General features: G+C 66.5%; 19 protein-coding genes and 1 riboswitch. Of the genes, 11 read left to right on the top strand and 8 right to left on the bottom strand.

All coding sequences use genetic code 11. From position 1 onward, the window contains the following. Nucleotides 1-17: 17 nt before the first annotated feature. Together HH308_RS03760 and HH308_RS03755 are read left to right on the top strand one after the other, a co-directional pair. On the top strand, nucleotides 18-638 hold the full coding sequence (locus HH308_RS03760) for a GNAT family N-acetyltransferase (protein WP_376767158.1): 621 nt from the start codon (nucleotides 18-20) through the stop codon (nucleotides 636-638). Nucleotides 639-720: 82 nt separating this feature from the next. Continuing rightward, on the top strand, nucleotides 721-2,190 hold the full coding sequence (locus tag HH308_RS03755) for an NAD(P)/FAD-dependent oxidoreductase (protein ID WP_170192834.1): 1,470 nt from the start codon (nucleotides 721-723) through the stop codon (nucleotides 2,188-2,190). A 93-nt stretch (nucleotides 2,191-2,283) separates the two neighbouring features. Here HH308_RS03755 and HH308_RS03750 read toward each other — a convergent pair whose 3' ends face one another. Beyond that, nucleotides 2,284-2,709, bottom strand: coding sequence for a PaaI family thioesterase (locus HH308_RS03750; RefSeq protein ID WP_170192833.1), 426 nt, complete (start codon nucleotides 2,707-2,709; stop codon nucleotides 2,284-2,286). A 221-nt stretch (nucleotides 2,710-2,930) separates the two neighbouring features. Between HH308_RS03750 and HH308_RS03745 the strand changes: the two genes are divergently transcribed. From HH308_RS03745 to HH308_RS03705, 9 genes are all read left to right on the top strand, one after another. Beyond that, the gene (locus HH308_RS03745) at nucleotides 2,931-3,329 is read left to right on the top strand and encodes a BlaI/MecI/CopY family transcriptional regulator (RefSeq protein ID WP_170192832.1); all 399 of its coding nucleotides are present in this window, start codon (nucleotides 2,931-2,933) and stop codon (nucleotides 3,327-3,329) included. A 58-nt stretch (nucleotides 3,330-3,387) separates the two neighbouring features. After that, nucleotides 3,388-4,344: a M56 family metallopeptidase gene (locus HH308_RS03740; RefSeq protein WP_170192831.1), complete on the top strand. Its 957-nt coding sequence runs from the start codon at nucleotides 3,388-3,390 to the stop codon at nucleotides 4,342-4,344. A gap of 45 nt (nucleotides 4,345-4,389) precedes the next feature. Next, complete coding sequence (gene gnd / locus HH308_RS03735) at nucleotides 4,390-5,862, top strand: NADP-dependent phosphogluconate dehydrogenase (protein ID WP_170192830.1); 1,473 nt, start codon at nucleotides 4,390-4,392, stop codon at nucleotides 5,860-5,862. Nucleotides 5,863-6,043: 181 nt separating this feature from the next. Continuing rightward, nucleotides 6,044-7,480, top strand: coding sequence for a GMP reductase (gene guaB1 / locus HH308_RS03730; protein ID WP_170192829.1), 1,437 nt, complete (start codon nucleotides 6,044-6,046; stop codon nucleotides 7,478-7,480). Nucleotides 7,481-7,487: 7 nt separating this feature from the next. Next, complete coding sequence (locus tag HH308_RS03725) at nucleotides 7,488-8,894, top strand: hemolysin family protein (RefSeq protein ID WP_170192828.1); 1,407 nt, start codon at nucleotides 7,488-7,490, stop codon at nucleotides 8,892-8,894. Further along, the gene (locus HH308_RS03720) at nucleotides 8,891-9,967 is read left to right on the top strand and encodes a hemolysin family protein (protein ID WP_170192827.1); all 1,077 of its coding nucleotides are present in this window, start codon (nucleotides 8,891-8,893) and stop codon (nucleotides 9,965-9,967) included. Before HH308_RS03725 ends, HH308_RS03720 begins: the two co-directional genes overlap by 4 nt. Continuing rightward, nucleotides 9,964-10,869 (top strand): 3-methyladenine DNA glycosylase, encoded by a 906-nt coding sequence (locus HH308_RS03715; protein ID WP_312870342.1) that lies wholly within the window; start codon nucleotides 9,964-9,966, stop codon nucleotides 10,867-10,869. Before HH308_RS03720 ends, HH308_RS03715 begins: the two co-directional genes overlap by 4 nt. A gap of 167 nt (nucleotides 10,870-11,036) precedes the next feature. After that, on the top strand, nucleotides 11,037-13,247 hold the full coding sequence (locus tag HH308_RS03710; protein ID WP_170192826.1) for a malate synthase G: 2,211 nt from the start codon (nucleotides 11,037-11,039) through the stop codon (nucleotides 13,245-13,247). 57 nt (nucleotides 13,248-13,304) lie between these two features. Next, nucleotides 13,305-14,474 carry a hypothetical protein gene (locus HH308_RS03705; protein ID WP_170192825.1) on the top strand — a complete coding sequence of 390 codons (1,170 nt, stop codon included), beginning with the start codon at nucleotides 13,305-13,307 and terminating at the stop codon, nucleotides 14,472-14,474. Between the two features lie 431 nt (nucleotides 14,475-14,905). Here the strand turns inward: HH308_RS03705 and gcvP are convergent, their stop codons facing one another. The 7 genes from gcvP to gcvH all read right to left on the bottom strand — a co-directional run bounded on the left by gcvP (nucleotide 14,906) and on the right by gcvH (nucleotide 22,222). Beyond that, on the bottom strand, nucleotides 14,906-17,749 hold the full coding sequence (gene gcvP / locus HH308_RS03700) for an aminomethyl-transferring glycine dehydrogenase (RefSeq protein WP_170192824.1): 2,844 nt from the start codon (nucleotides 17,747-17,749) through the stop codon (nucleotides 14,906-14,908). Nucleotides 17,750-17,936: 187 nt separating this feature from the next. After that, a riboswitch (glycine riboswitch) is annotated at nucleotides 17,937-18,039 on the bottom strand. Between the two features lie 81 nt (nucleotides 18,040-18,120). Next, nucleotides 18,121-18,633, bottom strand: coding sequence for a glycine cleavage system transcriptional repressor (locus tag HH308_RS03695; RefSeq protein ID WP_170192823.1), 513 nt, complete (start codon nucleotides 18,631-18,633; stop codon nucleotides 18,121-18,123). Nucleotides 18,634-18,721: 88 nt separating this feature from the next. Then, complete coding sequence (locus HH308_RS03690) at nucleotides 18,722-19,315, bottom strand: MerR family transcriptional regulator (RefSeq protein WP_376767162.1); 594 nt, start codon at nucleotides 19,313-19,315, stop codon at nucleotides 18,722-18,724. A 264-nt stretch (nucleotides 19,316-19,579) separates the two neighbouring features. Beyond that, entirely contained in the window at nucleotides 19,580-20,101 is a 522-nt protein-coding gene (locus HH308_RS03685) for a bifunctional nuclease family protein (protein WP_170192821.1), read from the bottom strand. Nucleotides 20,102-20,361: 260 nt separating this feature from the next. After that, complete coding sequence (gene ftsR, locus HH308_RS03680) at nucleotides 20,362-21,045, bottom strand: transcriptional regulator FtsR (RefSeq protein ID WP_170192820.1); 684 nt, start codon at nucleotides 21,043-21,045, stop codon at nucleotides 20,362-20,364. Between the two features lie 44 nt (nucleotides 21,046-21,089). Beyond that, nucleotides 21,090-21,542: a glycogen accumulation regulator GarA gene (garA, locus tag HH308_RS03675; protein ID WP_170192819.1), complete on the bottom strand. Its 453-nt coding sequence runs from the start codon at nucleotides 21,540-21,542 to the stop codon at nucleotides 21,090-21,092. Nucleotides 21,543-21,802: 260 nt separating this feature from the next. Next, nucleotides 21,803-22,222, bottom strand: a complete 420-nt coding sequence (gcvH, locus tag HH308_RS03670; protein WP_211188133.1) for a glycine cleavage system protein GcvH — start codon at nucleotides 22,220-22,222, stop codon at nucleotides 21,803-21,805. Between the last annotated feature and the right edge of the window lie 11 nt (nucleotides 22,223-22,233).

Below are 22,233 nucleotides of genomic sequence, written 5' to 3'. Positions count from 1 at the left end.
GTCGCATTCAGGGAGGCATGTTGTTCCTCGGCACCGCCCGACTGATGCTCGCACCGGTCTCCGACGCCGACCTCGACGACCTCTTCTACCTCGACACCGATTCCTCGGTGATGCGTTTCGTCAACGGCGGGCTTCCCACTCCGCGGCGCGACGTGGCCGATTGGGTGATTCCGCGTGCCCAAGCAGAGTACGAGGCATACGGAACGGGGCTGTGGACGATTCGACGCCGAGCGGGCGGCGTATTCGTCGGATGGGTGTCGCTACGGACACCACGGCACAGCAATCAACGAGAACTGGAACTGTCGTACCGATTGCGCAGCGACGGCTGGGGCCGCGGGATCGCCACCGAAGCGACCCGCGCGGTTGTCGGGATGTCATTCGAACACCTTGCGACACAACGGATTTTCGCGTCCACGCTAGCCGCCAACACGGCATCGCGCCGGGTGATGCAGAAGCTCGGCATGCGCCTGTCGGCGATCCACATCAGCGACGAACAGATTCTGTCGGGATTCGAGCGCGACGAGGTGGAATACGAATTGATGAGCGAACAATGGTTCAACCGGGGACCGCGTCACTCCTCGGAACCGGTCACGCATCGGACTTCGTGGCCACCTAAGCACGCGCGGCACACCGCATGACGATACCGTTATCGCACGGGCCCAACCGGCTCAGCACGCTCCGCATTCTTGCACGCCCAGCAATAGGAAGATGTTCACACATATGAGCACCCCTAGTCAGAACGCATCCGGTCGTCATCACGTCGTGATCGTGGGGTCCGGCTTCGGCGGACTCTTCGCCGCTCAGCGTTTGAAGAAGGCCGACGTCGATGTCACCATCATCGCGAAGACCACTCAACACCTGTTCCAGCCGATGCTCTACCAGGTCGCGACCGGCATCGTGTCCGAAGGCGAGATCGCTCCGGCGACGCGCATCGTGATGCGCAACCAGGCGAACGCCCGGGTGCTGCTCGGTGACGTCAACAAGATCGACCTGAAGAACAAGACGGTGACCTCACAGTTGCTGGAGCGGATCACCGAGACGCCCTACGACAGTCTGATCATCGCCGCGGGCGCCGACCAGTCGTACTTCGGCAACGACCATTTCGCCGAGTACGCACCCGGCATGAAGACGATCGACCACGCCCTCGAACTGCGCGGCCGCATTCTCGGCGCCTTCGAGCAGGCGGAACTGTCCGACGATCCGGACGAGCGGGACAAGCTGCTGACCTTCGTCGTCATCGGCGCGGGCCCGACCGGCGTCGAGCTGGCCGGCCAGATCGCCGAAATGGCGCACAAGACCCTCAAGGGCACCTTCCGCAACATCGACCCCACCGAGGCGAAGGTCATTCTGCTCGACGCCGCACCCGCGGTGCTGCCGCCGTTCGGTGAGAAGTTGGGCCGCAAGGCCGCCGCCCGCCTGGAGAAGCTCGGTGTGGACGTTCAGCTGAACGCGATGGTCGTCGACCTCGACTACGACGGCATGGTCGTCAAGGAGAAAGACGGCACTACCCGCCGCATCGAGTCGCAGTGCAAGGTGTGGTCTGCGGGCGTGCAGGCGAGCCCGCTGGGCAAGCAGCTCGCCGAGCAGTCCGGCGTCGAACTCGACCGGGCCGGCCGGGTGAAGGTGCTGCCCGACCTCTCGATTCCGGACAATCCGAACGTCTTCGTCGTGGGCGACATGATGGCCGTCGACGGAGTACCCGGCGTCGCGCAGGGCGCCATCCAGGGCGGACGCTACGCGGCCGACGCGATCAAGGCGGAACTGTCCGGTGGGCAGACACCCGATCAGCGCAAGCCGTTCGCGTACTTCGACAAGGGCTCGATGGCGACCGTGTCACGGTTCAGCGCCGTCATGCAGGTCCCGATCCCCGGCACGAAGAAGAAATTCGAGACCGAGGGCTACTTCGCATGGCTGGGGTGGCTGGCCCTGCACCTGGTGTATCTGGTCGGCTTCCGAAACCGGTTGAGCACGATCATCAACTGGTTCTTCGCATTCAGTACGCGGGGGCGCGCTCAGCTCGCTATCACCGAGCAGCAGGTGTATGCGCGCACCGCCATCGGGCACCTCAGCGAGCTCGCGAAGAAGTCCGAAGTCGAGATCGAAGCCGACGAGGCCGCCGAACAAGAGATCGAGCGCGCCGAGGCCGCGGTGGAGGAAACCATCGAGAAGGAGGAGTCCGAGGCCAGTTAGGGAACCCACGCCCTACGGCTCGACCCCGAGCACATTCGACGCCCAGCGCCCGCCGGAGTACCGGCGGGCGCTGTGCGTTTGCCTCAGGCTGTCTCAGGCGAGGTTCTGCAGGCGCACCCGTGACGTGGCGAGCAGTTGTCCCTGATCATCGGTCATGTCGACCTGCCACAACTGCTGACGCTTGCCGCGGTGCACGGGCTTCGAGGTAGCGGTGATGGTGCCCGACGGTACCGACTTGAGGAAGTCGGTGTTGTTGTTGACGCCGACCGCTCCGGTGCCCAGCCCGGTGTGCATCAGCCAGACCACACCCGAGGTGCTCGCAACACTTTCGGCGATTGCGCAGTACACCCCGCCGTGGACGATGCCGTAGGGCTGGTGGTGCTTGGCACCGATCTCCATCGTGGCGACGATCTCATCGGGTGTCGCCGATCTCATCTCAAGTCCCAGGGTCTCGTCGAAACCGACCGCTTTCAAATCAGCGACGGATAAAGCCTGCCCAGTCGGGATGTCTGCACTCATAGTTTGAAGTTACCCACGTCAGCGTCGACGGAAGAGAGCCGGGCACTAAATCGGCAGACCCCACGTTGATCAACGTGGGGCCTGCCGTGGCGTGGACCGGGGGTCACTGCAGCCCTCAGGACTCTCTCGCGGTCCGCGTGGTTATTAATGTAGGCTAGCCTTACCAACATGTCAACCCCGCCTGAGACGCCGAATTCACCGATACGGAGAACAGCAGTAAAATGAGAAGAATGAATGGATTGGGTGAGCTCGAACGTGCCGTCATGGACACCCTCTGGGCAAGTCCGGATGCGCAGACCGTGCGTCAGGTGCATGAGACCCTGTCGCAAGATCGTTCGCTCGCCTACACCACCGTGATGACTGTGCTGCAACGTCTCGCCAAGAAGAATCTGGTCCGCCAGATCCGCGACGACCGCGCCCACAAATACACCGCCACCCACCCGCGCGAAGACCTCGTCGCCAACCTGATGGTCGACGCCCTGTCGGAGGCCGACGCGCCCGGTTCGCGACACGCCGCGCTCGTCTCCTTCGTCGGACGCGTCGGCGCCGACGAAGCCGCAGCACTGCGACGTGCACTCGATCAGCTCGAAGCGTCGCAACGCGACCATAAGTCCGACTAAGCTCGAAGGTGCGCGCACACGCGTGTACCAACGTTTCACCAGCCCAAGGAACGCTCAAATGACCGCGCTGCTCTTCGGTATCCTCACCGTCTTGCTCGTTGGTCCCGTTCCCGAGCTGCTCTCCCGTGCCACGTGGCCGCTGCGCACCCCGCGAGCCGCGATGGTCCTCTGGCAGTCGATCGCCCTGGCCGCGGTCCTGTCCGCGTTCAGTTGCGGGCTGGCCATCGCCGCCAACCTGCTGACGCCCGGACCCGACGGCGCACCCACCACCAATCCGCTCGATGAGATCAATCACCTCGGACTTCCGCTGTGGCTCGCCTACGTCGGCGTGTTCGTCCTGACCCTCGTCATCGGCGCACGGATGATCTACACCGCGATCCGTGTCGCCACCCGTACCCGCGCCCGCCGAACCGCCCATCGCCAGCTCATCGACCTGCTCGACAGCGTCGACCGCCGGGATGCGGCAGCGTCGAATCCGCTTTCCGCGCGCGACGTCCGCATGATCGAGGTCGAGCAGCCACTCGCGTACTGCCTGCCCGGGCTGCGCCAGCGCGTGGTGATCAGCGAAGGCGTTGTCATGCGTCTGTCGATCGACGAATTGACCGCGGTGATCGTCCACGAGCGTGCCCACCTGCGCGCACGTCACGACCTCGTGCTCGAAGCATTCATCGCACTGCAGGAGGCATTCCCCCGGTTCGTTCGCAGCGGTTCGGCACTGGGTGCCGTCGAACTGCTCGTCGAGGCACTCGCCGACGACCAAGCCGTCAAGGCGACCACCCCGACGACGCTGGGTCGCGCGCTCGTCGCGTGTGCCGACGCCGTCGCGCCGCGCGGCGCGATGGCCGTCGGCGGACCGACGACCCTCACCCGCATCACCCGGCTGTGCGACCGTCCGTCGCCGACGCTCACCGTCGTCGTCTATCTGGGCGCCGCAGCCGTCCTGATCGTCCCGACGCTGGCGGTCGCCATTCCGTGGCTCACCGAATTGTCGCGGTTGATCGCGGCGGCAAACTAGGCTCCCCTCCCACAGTCGCAAGCGCGAGGCAATAGGCTAGGGTCCATGAACTCGCCGTCATCGTCTGCGTCCTCGTCACCTGTTCCCACCGGGACCGCCCAGATCGGCGTCACCGGTCTCGCGGTCATGGGCTCGAACATCGCCCGCAACTTCGCCAGCCACGGTTACACCGTCGCGCTGCACAACCGGAGCATCGCCAAGACCGACGCACTGCTGGAAAAGCACGGCGACGACGGTGATTTCGTGCGGACCGAGACCGTGGAAGAGTTCGTGGGCGCGCTGGAGCGTCCGCGCCGCGTCTTGATCATGGTGCAGGCCGGTGCGGCCACCGATGCCGTGATCAATGAGCTCGCCGACGCCATGGAGGCCGGCGACATCATCATCGACGGCGGCAACGCCCTCTACACCGACACCATCCGACGCGAAGCCGCCATGGCTGAGCGTGGTCTGCTGTTCATCGGCGCGGGCATCTCCGGCGGCGAGGAAGGCGCGCTCAACGGACCGTCGATCATGCCCGGCGGACCGGCGAAGTCGTACGAGTCGGTGGGTCCGCTGCTCGAAGCCGTCGCGGCACAAGTCGACGGCGAACCCTGCTGCACCCACATCGGACCCGACGGCTCGGGCCACTTCGTCAAGATGGTGCACAACGGCATCGAGTACGCCGACATGCAGCTCATCGGCGAAGCCTACGATCTGATGCGCCGCGCGCTGGATCTTCCGGTCGCCGAGATCGCCGACGTGTTCCGCGAGTGGAACTCCACCGAGCTGGAGAGCTATCTGATCGAGATCACCGCCGAAGTGCTCTCGCAGGTCGACGCCGAGACCGGCAAACCCCTCGTCGACGTCATCGTCGACGAGGCCGGTCAGAAGGGCACCGGCCGGTGGACCGTGAAGGCGGCCCTCGACCTCGGCATCCCGACCACCGGCATCGCCGAGGCCGTCTTCGCGCGTGCACTGTCGAGTTCGACGAGCCAACGCACGGCCGCCCAGGGCCTGGCATCGGGTACGCTCTCCGCCGCGCCCGCCGACAAGAAGGCATTCGTCGACGACATCAAGGCCGCGCTCTACGCGTCCAAGGTCGTCGCCTACGCGCAGGGCTTCGACGAGATCTCCGCGGGCAGCGCGGAATACGGCTGGAACGTCGACCGCGGATCACTGGCCACCATCTGGCGCGGCGGCTGCATCATCCGCGCACAGTTCCTCAACCGCATCCGCGAGGCCTACGCCACCGACCCCGAACTGCCGAGCCTGCTGCTCGCGCCGTACTTCCGCGAGGCCGTCGAGAACGGCGTCGACGCCTGGCGCCGCGTCGTCGCCACCGCCACCACGATGGGTGTGCCGGTTCCCGCGTTCGCCTCGTCGTTGTCGTACTACGACGCGCTGCGTAGCGAGCGGCTGCCCGCCGCTCTCACGCAGGGTCTGCGCGACTTCTTCGGCGCACACACCTACAAGCGCGTCGACAAGCCCGGAACGTTCCACACCCTCTGGAGCGAGGACCGAAGTGAGGTCGAGGCGTAGTCGGGGTACGGGGTTTCGACACGGGACTTCGCTAGCGCTCCGTCCCGGCTCAACCAGCGAGCAGATGGGAGCGCTGAGCGCTCCGTCCCGGCTCAACCAGCGAGCAGGTGGGAATGCCGAGCACTCCCCCGGCTCAACCAGCGAGCAGATCTGAAGACAGAAAGTAGGAGGCACGCCCTCAGTGCAGTTTCTCGAAGGCCATCGTCCCGATCACGACCTGACCTACGACGACCTGTTCATCGTCCCCAACCGGTCCGACGCGTCGTCGCGCTTCGACGTCGACCTGTCGACGTCGGACGGTACCGGCAACACGATTCCGATCGTCGTCGCCAACATGACCGCCGTCGCCGGCAAGCGGATGGCCGAGACCGTGGCCCGCCGCGGCGGATTGGTGGTCCTCCCCCAGGACGTGCCGATCCCCGCCGCGTCGGAGGCCATCGCCTTCGTCAAGTCGCGCCATCTCGTCGCCGACACCGCGGTCACCCTGACCGTGCAGAATTCCGTCGCCGACGCGCTCGCCCTGATCCCCAAGCGGGCACACGGCGTAGCCGTCGTCGTCGACGACTCCGGCAAACCGATCGGTCTCGTCAGCGAGAAACGCTGCCGCGACATGGACCGATTCACCCGGGTCAGCGAAGTCCTCGACCCCGACCTCGTCACGATGAGCGTCGACACGCCGCCCCGCGAGGTGTTCGACGCGGTGGCCGAACTGCACGTCGGGCTCGCCGTTCTCACCCGCGACGACGGAACCCTCGCCGGCGTGCTCACTCGGGTCGGCGCGCTGCGCGCCGGCATCTACGACCCCAACGTCGACGCCGCCGGACACCTGCGGATCGCCGCGGCCGTCGGAATCAACGGCGACGTCGTAGGGAAGGCTCGCGCACTCGCCGAAGCGGGCGCCGACGTTCTGGTCATGGACACCGCCCACGGTCATCAGGAGAAGATGCTCACCGCGCTCGAATCGGTGGCCTCCCTCGACCTCGGCGTGCCACTGGCCGCCGGCAACGTCGTCTCGGCCGCGGGCACCCGTGACCTGATCAACGCCGGAGCGACGATCGTCAAGGTCGGCGTCGGGCCGGGTGCCATGTGCACCACCCGGATGATGACCGGCGTCGGCCGGCCACAGTTCTCCGCGGTCGTCGAGTGCGCTACCGCCGCACGGGCGCTCAATGCTCACGTCTGGGCTGACGGCGGCGTTCGGCACCCACGCGACGTTGCGCTCGCACTTGCCGCGGGGGCGTCGAATGTGATGATCGGATCGTGGTTCGCCGGCACCTACGAGTCACCCGGCGACCTCAAACAAGACGCGCAGGGCTTCTACAAGGAGAGCTTCGGCATGGCGTCCAAGCGTGCGGTCGCGGCGCGCTCGGCGTCGGACAGCGCCTTCGACCGGGCCCGCAAGAGCCTGTTCGAGGAGGGCATCTCGTCTTCGCGCATCCGTGTCGATCCGGACCGGCCCAGCGTCGAGGATCTGATCGACCAGATCTGCGCGGGTGTCCGCAGCACCGCGACGTACACCGGCGCACGGACCTTGGCGCAGCTGCACGACAAGGTCGTGTTGGGAATCCAATCCGCCGCCGGTTTCGCCGAGGGCCGCCCCCTGCCGGGAGGCTGGTAAAACCATCGTGGACATCGCGCTGTACGTCCTCGGCGTCATCGGGTTCATCGCGCTGACACTCGGGACCGCCGTGTTCGTCGCGGCCGAGTTCTCGCTGACGGCGCTGGAACGTTCGACCATCGCCGACGACGTCGCCACTCGCGGCGACCGACGCTCCCGGCAGGTCGAGCACGCCCATAAGACCCTGTCCTTCCAACTGTCCGGCGCACAGCTGGGCATCACCATCACCACCCTGATCACCGGCTACATCGCCGAGCCGGTGGTGGCGACTGCGATCCGCCCGCTGCTGCGGCTGATGCACCTGCCCGACGCCGCGGTCACCGCCGTCGCGGTGGTCTTCGCGCTGGTCGTCGCGACGTCGTTGTCGATGGTGCTCGGCGAACTCATTCCGAAGAACTTGGCGATCGCGCGTCCGATGGACGTCGCACGCTTAACCGCGGGCGCGATATCGGCGTTCTCCCGGGTCTTCCGCTTCACCATCAATTTCCTCAACGGAACCGCGAACTGGATGGTCCGGCGGCTCGGGATCGAACCCGCCGAAGAACTGCGGTCGGCACGCTCGCCGCAGGAACTGGGGTCGTTGGTCCGCAACTCGGCGCTGCACGGATCCATCGATTCGACGACGGCACGACTCGTCGACCGGTCGCTGCGCTTCGGGGAACTCACCGCGGAAGACCTGATGACACCGCGCGTGACCGTCGAATGCCTGGAGGGCGACGACTCCATCCGCGACCTCATCGAGGCGTCGGCGCGGACCGGACACTCCCGGTTTCCCATCGTGATGGACGGCGACCTCGACAATCTGCTCGGTGTGGTGCACATCAAACAGGCGTTCACCGTGGCACCCGAGGCGCAACGTTCGACGACCCTGGCCGCCATCGCCCGCCCGGTGACCACCGTCCCGACCAGCCTCGACGGCGACGCGGTGATGGAGCAGCTGCGCGCCGACGGCCTGGAGGTCTGCGTGGTGATCGACGAATACGGCGGCACCGCGGGCATCGTGACCAGTGAGGATGTGATCGAGGAGATCGTCGGTGACGTCACCGACGAACACGACAACGAGCGCGCCGACGTCACCCGCGACGGCGCCGGATATCTGTGCGCCGGGCTGCTGCGGCTCGACGAGCTGACCGAGGCCATCGGCTACCGCGCTCCCGAAGGTGCATACGACACACTCGGTGGCCTGGTGATGTTCGGTCTGGGCCGGATCGCGGAGGTCGGCGACAGCGTCGAGCTGCCGACCGCCGATCACGGCGACTCCGAACACGTCGATGCCCACGACACCTTCGACGACGAGCCGCCCGCGACCCGCTGGCTCGCCACGGTCACCACGATGGACGGTCGACGCATCGACGTCGTGTCGCTGCAGCCGATCGCCGACGACGCGTCCGAGCACGAGGAGACACCGCGATGAACGACCTGTGGGGCGTCGTGCTGACCGGCGTGTTGCTCGCCGGCAATGCCTTCTTCGTCGCCGCCGAATTCTCCCTGATCTCCGCGCGGCGAGACCGTCTCGAAGCACTCGTCGACAGTGGAAAGAGTCGGGCGCGTACGGTGATTCGGGCGTCGGAGAACCTCGGTCTGATGCTGGCCGGCGCACAGTTGGGCATCACCATCTGTTCGATCCTGCTCGGCCGGATCGGCGAGCCCGCCGTCGCGCATCTGATCGCCGAGCCGCTGAAACTGATGCACGTCCCGGAGAGTTTCCTACATCCGATCGCCTTCACCATCGCGTTGTCGCTGGTCGTCGTGCTGCATATTCTGCTCGGCGAAATGGTCCCCAAGAACATCGCGCTGGCCGGGCCGGAATCGTCGGCGATGCTGCTGGTCCCTGCGCACCTGGCGTTCATCAAGCTGGTCCGACCGCTCATCACGTTCTACAACTGGCTGGCGAACATCGGCCTGTGGGTACTGCGCGTCGAGCCGAAAGATGAGCTCGACGCCACCGTGTCGACCGGCGAACTGGCACAGATGATCAGCGAGTCGAAGGCCGAAGGGCTGATCGACGCCGAGGAGCATGAACGGCTGACCCGTGCGCTGGAGAGCGTCGGGCGCACCGTGGCCGAGGTGATGATTCCGCTGGAGAGTCTGCGCTCGGTCCAGGCACGCCGCGATCCGATCACCGGTGGACTGGGACCGCGGCTCGGTTCGGTGGAGCGCGCCGTCTCCGACACCGGGTTCTCGCGGTTCCCGGTCCGCTCGCCGAACGGCACCTACACCGGCTACCTGCACCTCAAGGACGTCCTCGACGACATCCTCGACGAACAGGTGGGGCCCGACACCATCATCGGCATCGACAAGATCCGTCCGCTGCCGGTGCTGGCCTCGGCGACACCGATCGACGAGGGAACCTCGGCGCTGCGGCGGGCCAGCTCGCACCTGGGCGCCGTCGTCGACGACTCCGGGCGCACCATCGGCGTCGTCGCCCTGGCCGACTTGGTCGAAGAAGTGGTCGGCACCGTGCGCGACGAGACGAATCGGCTGTGACGATCGACGCCGGGGTGCGGTTGCCCGCCGACACCTGGCGGGCCGCCGCGCGGGAGCACCGCGCACGCGTCGACGCGTTGATCGGCGACTATCTGCACGCGCGGCAGTCCGGTGCCACCCATCCGGTGATCGACTTCCTGTTCACCTACTACCCGTACCGGCCGGCGTCGCTGCAACGCTGGCACCCGGGTTTCGGCGTCGTGCTGGGCGATGGCGACGCCGGCGCCGATTCCCATGCCGCACCGCGCGGTTACGAACGTGTCGCCGGAGGAGTCACCGCCTCGCGCGCCTACCTGCACAAGCGGGCGTCGACGATCGCCTATACGTCGGAGTTGTTGTCGGCGACGGCGTCACGCACGCCGCGGCTAGGCTGCTTCGGTCTGCACGAGTGGGCGATGGTGTACCGCGAAGGCGACGCTCGACGCCACTCGGCACCACTGCGACTCGGCGCCGTGGGCACCGACGCCGTCGTCGAATCGATGTCGTTGCAGTGCACGCACTATGACGCGTTCCGGTTCTTCACCGAGCCCGCCGTCGGGCGCAATGCGCTGGAGTTGACGCGCGAGTCACAGATCGACCGGGAACAGCCGGGATGCCTGCACGCATCGATGGATCTGTATCGGCTCACCGCCAAGCTGATGCCGCTGGTGGATTCGAACCTGCTGTTGCGGAGTTTCGAGCTTGCATATGCGGCCCGGGAGATCGACATGCGGGCGAGTCCCTATGACCTGCGCGAGTACGGATATGCGCCGATCCCCATCGAGACCGCGGCCGGCCGCGCGGACTACGTGCGCGCGCAGTCTGCGGTGGCCGAACGCGCGGCGGTGGTGCGCCAGGCCCTGCTCGACCGTGTCACGGGCTTGGCGCAGGCCCTCACCGACCCTGAAGTTACCGCCTGGTAGCCGCTGGGAACTGCGAAAACAGGTCGAGTAGCATAGATGACGGCTTCAGCGCACCGCAGCGCGAATCACGCGGCGCGCCGGCGTCGTCGGCCATCTCGAAGGTCGAATATCACAAGGCTGCGCGGCACGCCGACTACGACGTGCTCGCCGGGCATAGAAAGGCTCTCATGTCGCAACGCGTCACCGTCCATGGTTTGCAGGTCGCTCCCGTTCTCTACGACTTCGTCAACAACGAAGCGCTCCCGGGCACCGGAGTAGACCAGGATGCTTTCTGGGCCGGCGCCGCGTCGGTCATCAACGAGCTCGGACCGCGCAACCGCGAACTGCTCGCCGTCCGCGACGACCTGCAGGCGAAGATCGACGCGTGGCACCGTGATCACCGGGGCGACGCGGCGTCCGACATCGACTTCGCCGAGTACAAGGCGTTCCTCACCGAGATCGGCTACCTCGTCCCCGAGCCCGAGGACTTCGCCATCGGGACCGAAGGCGTCGACGTCGAGATCACCGACACCGCGGGTCCGCAGCTAGTGGTGCCGATCCTCAACGCCCGCTTCGCGTTGAACGCCTCCAATGCCCGCTGGGGTTCGCTCTACGACGCCCTGTACGGCACCGACGCCATCCCGGAGACCGACGGCGCGGAAAAGGGTAAGTCGTACAACAAGGTTCGCGGCGACAAAGTCATCGCATTCGCAAAGGCGTTCCTGGACAAGGCCGTTCCGCTGGAGCACGGATCGCACGCAGACGCGACGCGCTACGTCGTCGACGGCGACAAGGTGACCGTCGTGCTCGGCGACACTGAGTCTGACTCTCCCGCCACCCCACCCAGTGACACCACGACCTTCGCCGATCCGTCGGCCTTCGTCGGCTATCGCGGCGATGCGCTGGCACCGTCGGCGATCCTGTTGCGCCACCACGGACTTCACCTGGAGATCCAGATCGACGCCTCCTCGCCGATCGGCTCCACCGACGCCGCGGGCGTCAAGGACGTGCTCGTCGAGTCCGCGATCACCACGATCATGGACTTCGAGGACTCCGTCGCCGCCGTCGACGCCGACGACAAGGTGCTCGGCTACCACAACTGGCTGGGCCTCAACAAGGGTGACCTGTCCGAGGAAGTCGCCAAGGGCGGCAAGACCTTCACCCGCACGCTCAACCCGAACCGGGTGTACACCGCACCCGACGGTTCCACCTTGGAGCTGCACGGTCGCTCGCTGCTATTCGTGCGCAACGTCGGGCATCTGATGACCACCGACGCGATCCTCGACGCCGACGGCAACGAGATCGGCGAGGGCATCCTCGACGCGCTGATCACCTCGCTGATCGGTATCCACGGGCTGTCCTCAGAAGGACTGCAGAACTCGCGTACCGGTTCGATCTACATCGTGAAGCCGAAGATGCACGGTCCAGACGAGGTGGCGCTCACCGCGGCACTGTTCGGCGCCGTGGAGAAGGTCCTCGGCCTGCCGGAGAACACCATCAAGGTCGGCATCATGGATGAGGAGCGCCGCACGACGGTGAATCTCAAGGCCGCGATCAAGGCCGCCGAGAACCGCGTCGTGTTCATCAACACCGGCTTCCTCGATCGCACCGGCGACGAGATCCACACCTCGATGGAAGCCGGCGCCGTGGTGCGCAAGGGCGAGATGAAGCAGCAGACCTGGATCAAGGCCTACGAGGACTTCAACGTCGACACCGGTCTGCACGCCGGTCTGCAGCACAAGGCGCAGATCGGCAAGGGCATGTGGGCGATGCCCGACCTGATGCACGACATGCTCGAGCAGAAGATCGCGCACCCGAAGGCCGGCGCCAACACCGCGTGGGTGCCCTCGCCCACCGCCGCCACCCTGCACGCGCTGCACTACCACGAGGTGGATGTGTTCGAGCGGCAGGATGAGATCGCCAAGCGCGACCCGGCGTCGGTCGACGACGTGCTCACCATCCCGCTGGCCGCGAACACCAACTGGTCGGACGCGGAGAAGCGCGAGGAGCTCGACAACAACGCGCAGTCCATCCTGGGTTACGTGGTCCGCTGGATCGACGCGGGCGTCGGCTGTTCGAAGGTTCCCGACATCCACGACGTCGCACTGATGGAAGACCGCGCGACGCTGCGAATCTCCAGCCAGTTGCTGGCCAACTGGCTACGGCATGGCATTGTGAGTGAAGACGACGTCGTCGAGGCTCTCAAGCGGATGGCTCCGGTGGTCGATCGGCAGAACGCCGGTGACCCCGACTACCGCCCGCTGGCACCGGATTTCGATACCAACATCGCATTCCAGGCCGCCAAAGAGCTTATTCTCGAAGGCACGAAGCAGCCCAGCGGCTACACCGAGCCGATCCTGCATCGTCGCCGTCGCGAATACAAGGCTGCCAACAGCTGACAGCCTGCGCAACGACCGGAGTCGCTGCGCTCGCCCGAAGCCATAAGGAGTCAATAGGTGGCCCACCACCGGACAGACGCTGGGCGCCGCGGAGTCAGTCGAGGACTGATCTTCGCGGCGCTCTGCGTTGTATTGATCGTCGCCGCCGGTTTGCTGTGGTGGCAGCTCGGCGATCGCGTCGACAAGCAGGGCGATCAGGCCGCAGGTACGTGTGTCGAGGGTAAGTCGGTGGTGTCGATCATCGCCGATCCGGACATCACCGACACACTGCGCGGCATCGCGAAGACCTACAACGACACGCACCCGGTGGTCCGCGACCACTGCATCACGGTGGACGTGCGGCCCGGCGATTCCCGCATCACCTACCAGGGCTTGAACGAAGGGCAGTGGGACTCGCAGACGCTGGGTGCCTTCCCGGCGGCGTGGGTGCCACAGTCCTCGGTATGGACGTCGCAATTGTCGGTGACCAAGCCCGATCTCATCGACGGAACGCCCGAGTCGCTGGTGACCTCGCCGATCGTGCTGGCCGTCGCACCCGAGTTCAAAGAGAAGGCCGACGGAAAGATCGACTGGGGGCAGCTGCCGACGCTCGCCCGGTCCGCGAACAGTCTGTCGCGCTTCGGTCTCGACGGGTGGGGCTCGCTGAAGATGGCGATGCCCACCGGGCCGAACAGCGACGCCACCGCACTCGCCGCGCAGGCCGTGGCCACCGAGGTAACCCGCACGCAGGGGCTCCTCGCGACGTCGGATGCCGAGTCGACGCGGGTGAGCTCGAGTATCAAGATCCTGCTCGACGCCGGACCGACGCTCGATGAGAACACGTCCGCGTGGGCGGCGCAGGCCATCGCCGGCGCGCCCGATCCGGCGAAGGCCGCGATTCACGCGACACCGATCACCGAGGCGCAGCTCTACATCCTCAGTCGGGCCGGAAACGGCACGAAGCTGCGCGAGCTGATGCTCACCGGGTCGTCGCCGCTCGCCGACTTCCCCGTCACCCACCTCAAGGGTGACAAGGTGTCGTCGGCGCAGTCCGACGGCGTCGCCGAATTCTTCACCTACGTCCGGCAACCGGATCAGATGAAGAAGTTGACCGCGCTGGGCTTCCGCGGCGACGCCGCTCTGCCTGCGGCGACCGCGGCGGTGACATTCCCCGTACTCCCCGACCCGATGCCGGTGCCCGAGCCCGGCGCGGTCGTCGCGGTGAACGCGGCGGTGTACGGCAAGTAGGTCGGGGCTGGGCCGAAGCAGTCGCTCGGCACGGTCCACCCGCTCGTCGAGTGCTGGAGCGAGGTACGAGCTTCGGTGTAGCGAGACGCCGCACCCCGCAACGCCCGTCGGCGCGACACTCACCGTGCGGACCACCGCGTCCCGAAACCCCGTCCCCCAGTTGGCATTTCGGGTCACCTACCCCTCGTTACACCGAAGCTCGTACCTCGCTTCGGCACTCGGGGAGCGGGCTATTCCACTCGGCGAGCAGGGTGGGTGCGCTCGGGGAGCGGGCTATTCCACTCGGCGAGCGGCGTGGGTGGGCTCGGGGAGCGGGCTATTCCACTCGGCGAGCGGGGTGGGTGGGCTCGGGGAGCGGGCTATTCCACTCGGCGAGCGAGGTGGGTGCACTCAGCGAGGTGGGTGAGCGCACAGCGACACTCGAAGCGACCCTACTCCGCGAAGGCCTCGATCGGGGGGCAGCTGCACACGAGGTTGCGGTCGCCGAAGGCTCCGTCGATGCGGCGCACGCTCGGCCACACCTTTTCGCGGCCACCGGCTGACGGTAGACCGTTCGGGTACACGGCCTGCTCCCGGCTGTACGGGTGATTCCATTCGGCGACAAGGCATTCCGCTGTGTGCGGAGCGCCGCGCAGCGGATTGTCGTCTACCGGCCACTGCCCTGTTCCGACTTTGTCGATCTCGCCGCGGATGGCGATCATCGCGTCGATGAACGCGTCGATCTCGTCGAGGTTCTCACTCTCGGTCGGCTCGACCATCAGCGTGCCGGCCACCGGGAAGCTCATCGTCGGAGCGTGGAAACCGTAGTCCGCCAGCCGTTTTGCGACATCGTCGACGGTGACGCCGGTCTCCTTGGTGAGACCACGTAGATCCAGGATGCACTCATGGGCGACCATGTCGCCGTCGCCGGTGTACAGCACGGGATACGAGTCGCCGAGGCGCCGGGCGATGTAGTTGGCGGAGGCGATCGCGGTCAACGTTGCTCGCCGCAGACCGTCGGCGCCCATCATCGCGATATACGCGTAGGTGATCGGCAAGATCGACGCCGAACCGTACGGCGCAGCCGAGATGGTGAGATCCGATCCCAGTTCGGCGGCCAGCGGATGTCCCGGCAGGAACGGCGCGAGGTGCTCGCGCACACCGATCGGCCCGACGCCGGGGCCGCCACCGCCGTGCGGGATGCAGAACGTCTTGTGCAGGTTGAGGTGACTGACGTCGCCGCCGAAATGACCCGGACGCGCGACTCCCACCAGGGCATTCAAGTTGGCGCCATCGAGGTACACCTGACCACCCGCGTCGTGGATGGCGCCGCAGATCTCGGTGATCTCGTGCTCGAACACACCGTGCGTCGACGGATAGGTGATCATCACGGCGGCCAGCGCGTCACCGTGCTCGGCGATCTTCTCCTTGAGGTCGGCGGTGTCGACGTCGCCGTTCTCGCGGCACGTCACCACGACCACCCGCATGCCGGCCATGACGGCCGACGCCGCATTGGTGCCGTGGGCGCTCGACGGGATCAGGCAGATCGTGCGCTGCTCGTCGCCGCGTGAGCGATGATAGCGGCGGATGGCGAGGAGTCCGGCGTACTCCCCCTGCGATCCGGCGTTGGGCTGCAAACTGATTCGGTCGTAGCCGGTGATCGCGGCCAGCCAGCCTTCGAGCGTGGTGATCAATTCGCGGATGCCGACGGTGTCGGTCAACGGTGCGAACGGGTGCAGCCGCGCGAACTCGGGCCACGTGATGGGCTCCATCTCAGCCGTGGCGTTGAGCTTCATCGTGCACGATCCCAGCGGAATCATGCTGCGGTCCAAGGCGATATCCTTGTCCGACAGTTTGCGCAGGTAACGCAACATCGCCGTCTCGGTGCGGTACCGGTGAAACGCCGGGTGCGTGAGGAACTCCGACGTGCGGGTGACGATGTCGGTGTGGCCCGGGGCCACGGTGACGCCGAAGGCCTCGGTCACCGCGGCGACGTCGGCGTCGGTCGTCGTCTCGTCGCAGGCGATCGAGACATGATCGGCGTCGACTCTCCACAAGTTCACTCCACGCGACTTCGCCTGCGCGACGACCTCGTCCGCGCGGCCCGCGACGCTGACGAGAACGGTGTCGAAGTAGTCGGCGTGCACTACCGCGGCACCGAGGGAGGCGGCGATGGTGTCGGCGTGGGCGTGCACGCGGCGGGCGATGGCGATGAGCCCCTCGGGGCCGTGGTAGCTCGCGTACATGGCCGCGACAACGGCGAGCAGGACCTGCGCGGTACAGATGTTGCTGGTGGCCTTCTCCCGACGAATGTGCTGCTCACGGGTCTGAAGCGACAGACGATAGGCGAGGTTGCCGTCGTCGTCCTTGGACACGCCGACCAGTCGGCCCGGGAGTTGACGGGCATGCTTGGTGTGCACCGACAGGTAACCGGCGTGCGGTCCGCCGAAACCCATCGGGACGCCGAAGCGTTGAGTGGTTCCGAAGCACGCGTCGGCGCCCTGCTCGCCGGGTGGGGTCAGCAGGGTCAGCGCGAGGAGGTCGGCGCCGACCGCGACCAGTGCACCACGTTCGTGTGCCGCACTGATGACGGGCGCGGCGTCGACGATGCGCCCCGACGCCCCGGGGACCTGCGTGATGACGCCGAAGAATTCACCGCCGGGCAGCCCCGCGTCGGCTGCGGCCGGGTCGAGAACCGCCTCGACCACTTCGATGCCCAGTGGCTCGGCACGTGTGCCGATGACCGCCTTGGTCTGGGGGAAGAGGTCGGCGTCGATGACCAGCCGCGGTGACTTCGACTTGCCGGCGCGCCGCAGCAGCGTCATCGCCTCGGCGGCGGCAGTCGCCTCGTCGAGCATGGAGGCGTTGGCGATCTCCATGCCGGTGAGGTCGGAGACCATCGTCTGGAAGTTGAGCAGCGCCTCGAGGCGCCCCTGGCTGATCTCCGGCTGATACGGCGTGTAAGCGGTGTACCACGCGGGGTTCTCGACGACGTTGCGCAGAATCACGCCGGGCGTATGGGTGTCGTAGTAACCGAGGCCGATCATCGAGCGGGCGACCGTGTTCTTCGCGGCCAGCGCTGCGAGTTCGGCGCCGGCTTGCGCCTCGGACAGTGCGCGCGGCAGGGCGTCGAGTCCGTTGCTGTCGGCGGCGTCGGCGATGGTCGCCGGTACGACCTTGGCGGCGAGTTCGTCGAAGTCGGCGACGCCGATGGCCGCGAGGATGCGGGCGGTCTCGTCGGCGTTCGGGCCGACATGGCGGTCGGCGAAGACAGCGGAATGGGAGTCGTGTGCCATGAGGGCAGCCTCTCGCAGAGCCGATGCCGGCGCATCGACGACGGGGCCCTCTCCCTCTGTCACTGCCGACTCGCGGCGCCTGAGAGTTTCGGTCGCGCCGCTGCGCCCGGTGAGGGCAGACGACCACGACTTTTCACCGTGGGCGGACGTTCACCATCGCTGGTGAGCGCCACTTTCCAGAGACATCGTCAACGCCGCGGTCCAGGGTGCCTGAGAGATTGACGGAGAGGTGTTGCTCCTTCGGCGGCCGGGTCCCGAGTTACGGGCCGACGCTCTCCCGCTGCGTAGCGATGCGTGTCAAGTCTAGACGGTGCACCGGGACAACCTCACCGCGAGCGGGGTCGAGTGCGTCACAGTGCCCGATGCGGGGGCTACGCCGCGTCGATGTCGAGGTCGACGAGCAGTTCGGCGGCCAACAGCTCCAGGTCGGCACGCACCGCCGCGAGTTCGGTGCCGGGCGGAACCCGGACGTCGAACTGCGCTTCGAACAGCAGCCCACCGGCCATCGGAGCCTCGCGGGTACCAGTCGTCATGTGCTCGATGCTGGCGCCCGAGGTACTGAGCGCCGTCGAGATCTCCTGCACGATGCCGGGACGGTCGTTGCCGAGCAGTTCGATATGCAGCGACGTCCAGGCGGGGCTGGGTGCGGCGTCGCCGTCGTGCACCTCGACCTCGAGCAGGCCGTCGAGCGCGGTGACCGCCGCGATGAGCCGTTCGGCGTCGCCGCCGGGCACCGTCACCACGACGATGCCGGCGAATTTGCCCGCGAGCCTTGCCAATTGGCTGCGATCCCAGGAGCCGCCGTTGGTGGCGATCGCGTCGGCGAGGGCGCTGACAAGACCGGCACGATCGTCGCCGATCACCGATAGGACAAGATTGCGCATGGTGTCCAGCGTATCGAGTGGCCCGTCGACTGCGACCGCATTCGGGCCGAAAACCCGTCGGGCACCGGCCGTCACGCGTGTCGCCCAGCTATCCCGTCTTGCGCGTGCGATTGCTACGGCGCGCGGCCAACTCGTCTTCGGGAGCGGTCTCGGTGATGGCGCCGTCGGCGCGCTCGCCCGGGAAGTCGGCGATGGTGCCCGACAATTCGCGCATCGCACCGCCTACCGCTATGCCGAACACACCCTGCCCGCCCTGCAGCAGGTCGACGACCTCTTCGGCGGAGGTGCATTCATAGACGGTGGTGCCGTCGGAGAACAGGGTGATGCGAGCGAGGTCTTCGACGCCGCGGGAGCGCAGATGATCGACGGCGACGCGGATGTTCTGCAGGGAGATGCCGGTGTCGAGGAGGCGCTTGACGATCTTGAGGACGAGGATGTCTTTGAACGAGTACAGTCGCTGGCTGCCCGACCCGGCCGCGCTGCGGATCGACGGGACCACCAGCGAGGTGCGCGCCCAATAATCCAGCTGCCGATAGGTGATGCCCGCGATCTGACAGGCACTGGGCACCCGATAGCCGACCAGTTCGTCGGGCACGATGTCGTTGGGGAACAGGCCCGGTGCGATGTCGTTGAGGGTGGCTTGCTGCCCACTCGCACCCGTGTAGGTACGGTTGTCTTCGATCGGCTGGTCGCCCACTGGAACACTCCTCGCAGCACTCGGATGGCCTCAACTGCGTCAGGCGGTGTACGCAGAAGTTCGCACACCGACCTTCACGGTACCCGCGTCGGCCATTCTTTCCTATCGCGTGCCCGAACTGGCCTGCGATGTGTAGACCGTATGCCCGGGCTGAAACGACTTCAATGCGACGCGCTGAAGGTTAAACCTAAACTTGAGATCTAGGGTTTATCGTGACTCCGCAGAAGCCGTTCCGTTACCTGTCCCATTCTATTCGCCTGCTTTGAAGTCGTCCGGCGACACGCTGTCGAGGAACTCTTTGAATCGCTCGACTTCGTCCTCGGACAGTTCACCGTCGTCGGCCGCGGCGGCCGTTTCCTCGTCGGCGTCGGTGTCTTCATCCGGAATGATCAGGCCCGCTTCGACGAGGACGTCCTCGTCGGCGAGAATCGGGACACCGACGCGCAGTGCGACGGCGATGGCGTCCGACGGCCGGGCCGACACCGACAGGTCGTCGTCGAAGACCATCTCGGCGTAGAACGTGCCCTCTTGCATGTCGACGATGCGCACCCGCACCAGCCGGCGGCCGAAAGCTTTCACCAGATTCACGATCAGATCGTGGGTGAGCGGCCGCGGCGGCTCAATCCCCTTCTGCCGCAATGCAATCGAGGCAGCTTCACTTTGCCCGATCCAAATGGCCAGGTACCGCTCGCCGTCGGTCTCACGTAGCAGGAGAACCGGCTGGCTCTGCGGCGGCTCGACACGAATGCCGACGACCTTCATTTCACCCATGACTCCCACCTCTCGTGATGTCCGCGTGGACCGTGATGGTTCGGTTTCGACTCGCTACGCTCGCTCAACCAGCAGGCTGAACGACCACACTCGCTCAACCACCAGGCTGGACGAGTACGCTCGCTCAACCAACAGGCTGGACGACCACACTCGCTCAACCAACAGGCTGGACGGCCACGCTCGCCCGCCCAGCCGGGTGAGTGACCGCGCTCGCCCAGCTGGGCGAGCGCGTTCGCAAACCCGCTGGGTGGGCGACGTGGCTAGTCCAGAATATCTCGGACGGCGGCCTTCACCAGCTGAGTATGCAGGGTGACCGACAGTGCGGCGATCTCGCGGACCAGCTCTTCGGCGCGATCACGCGCGCCGGTGCCGCGTCCCTTCGCGATGGGTCCGGCGATCTGTCCGACCAGACCGGCTTCGCGATCGGCTGAGACCTTGAACGCGCGTAGGTGACGCGTCTCCAGGCCGTAGCTGGCGAGTGATCCGGCGGCCTCGACGAGGCGCACGGCGTCCTCGTCGAAGAAACCCCCGGGACCGGCCGACAGCAAGCCGTTACGCATGAGCTCGGTGATGAAAGCGCTGTCCACGCCGGTGCGCTCGATCAGATCGTCGCGCGAGACCCGAGAACCACGCGTCCCGAAGTCGGTGGCCGGCGCGACCGCGCCGCGAGCGCTCGACAGCAGGGTGGGTGCGCTGCCGACCGCGGCACGGCCGGCGTCCATCTCGTCGAGTTGTTCCTTGATGACCTTCAGCGGAAGGTAGCGGTCCCGCTGAGCGGTCAGTACGAAGCGCAGACGATCGTAGTCAGACTCGGAGAACCGCCGGTAACCCGACGGTGCCCGCTCGGGCGTCACCAGCCCCTCAGACTCCAGAAAGCGGATCTTGGAGATGGTGACGTCCGGGAAATCCTCGCGTAGGCGGCCCAGGACGGTGCCAATGGACATGACCCCGTCGCCGCGCTGCCCCGCCGACGCTGCGGTCACGACTGTTAGGCGCTCTCGCCGTCGCGCGGACCGCTCAGGAACACCAAGCGGAACTTACCGATCTGAACCTCGTCGCCGTTGCTGAGCGCAGCGGTGTCGACCGGCTCGCGGTTGACGTAGGTGCCGTTGAGGCTGCCGACGTCGACGACCTGAAAGTCGTTGTCGCCGAGCCGGAACTCCGCGTGGCGACGACTCACGGTGACGTCGTCGAGGAAGATGTCGCTGTCGGGGTGGCGTCCGGCCGAAGTGGTCGCCTGGTCGAGCAGGAACCGCGAACCCGCGTTGGGCCCGCGCTTGACTACCAGCAGCGCCGTCCCCGGCGCGAGGCGCTCGACACCCGTGTCGGTGGGTGCACTCGCCGCCTGCGGGGCCGCATTGACCTCATTGATGAAGTCCTCACGGAATACCGAAGTTGTCTCCACCGGTGCTTCGTAGCCGTTGTCGCTCTCGCTCACCACGTCTCCTGTCGTCGTCGGTCTATCGTCGTCAATTCGTTTCGCTGCCCCGCAGCGACCTGGCTGGCACGCGTCACGGGTGGCGAGAAGCGATCAGGCCGATTGCGGCCCGCCCACTTCAACGCCATAAATCTTCATAAGCCGTTTGCTGGTTCACCTAAACCGTATCGCGGCCGGGTGCACGTGCCGTCGAGTGAGGGTGCGGTGATCAGGTTCAGCATAGTCGTGTATCGGGCGGGCGGTGGTTGAAGTCGCCCGCAGCGTTACTCGGCGATCAGCGCCTGGTATGCGGCGGCGTCGAGCATCTGTGCCAACTCCGCGTCGACGTCGCCGGACACCCGGATCACCGCGAGCCACCCCTGCCCGTAGGGCTCGGAGTTGACCAGGTCGGGCGCGTCGTCGAGTGCGTTGTTCACCTCGGTGACGGTGCCCGAGAGCGGACCGTAGATGTCGGAGACGCTCTTGGTCGACTCGACCTCGGCGAACGACTCGCCCGGGGTCACCTCGTCGTCGACGCTGGGCGACTGAACGAACACCACGTCGCCGAGTTGTTCGGCGGCGAAGGCGGTGATTCCGACACGCACGTGCTCGGCGTCGATCTTCTCCACCCATTCGTGCTCAGCGGTGTAACGCAGGGAATCGGGCACATTGGTCACGAGGTCAAACCTTCCTGTTGCTCGCATGAGATTGTGTC

It is taken from the genome of Gordonia asplenii (assembly GCF_012933505.1).
GTDB lineage: Bacteria > Actinomycetota > Actinomycetes > Mycobacteriales > Mycobacteriaceae > Gordonia > Gordonia asplenii.
This window is presented reverse-complemented; position numbering and strand designations above follow the sequence as displayed.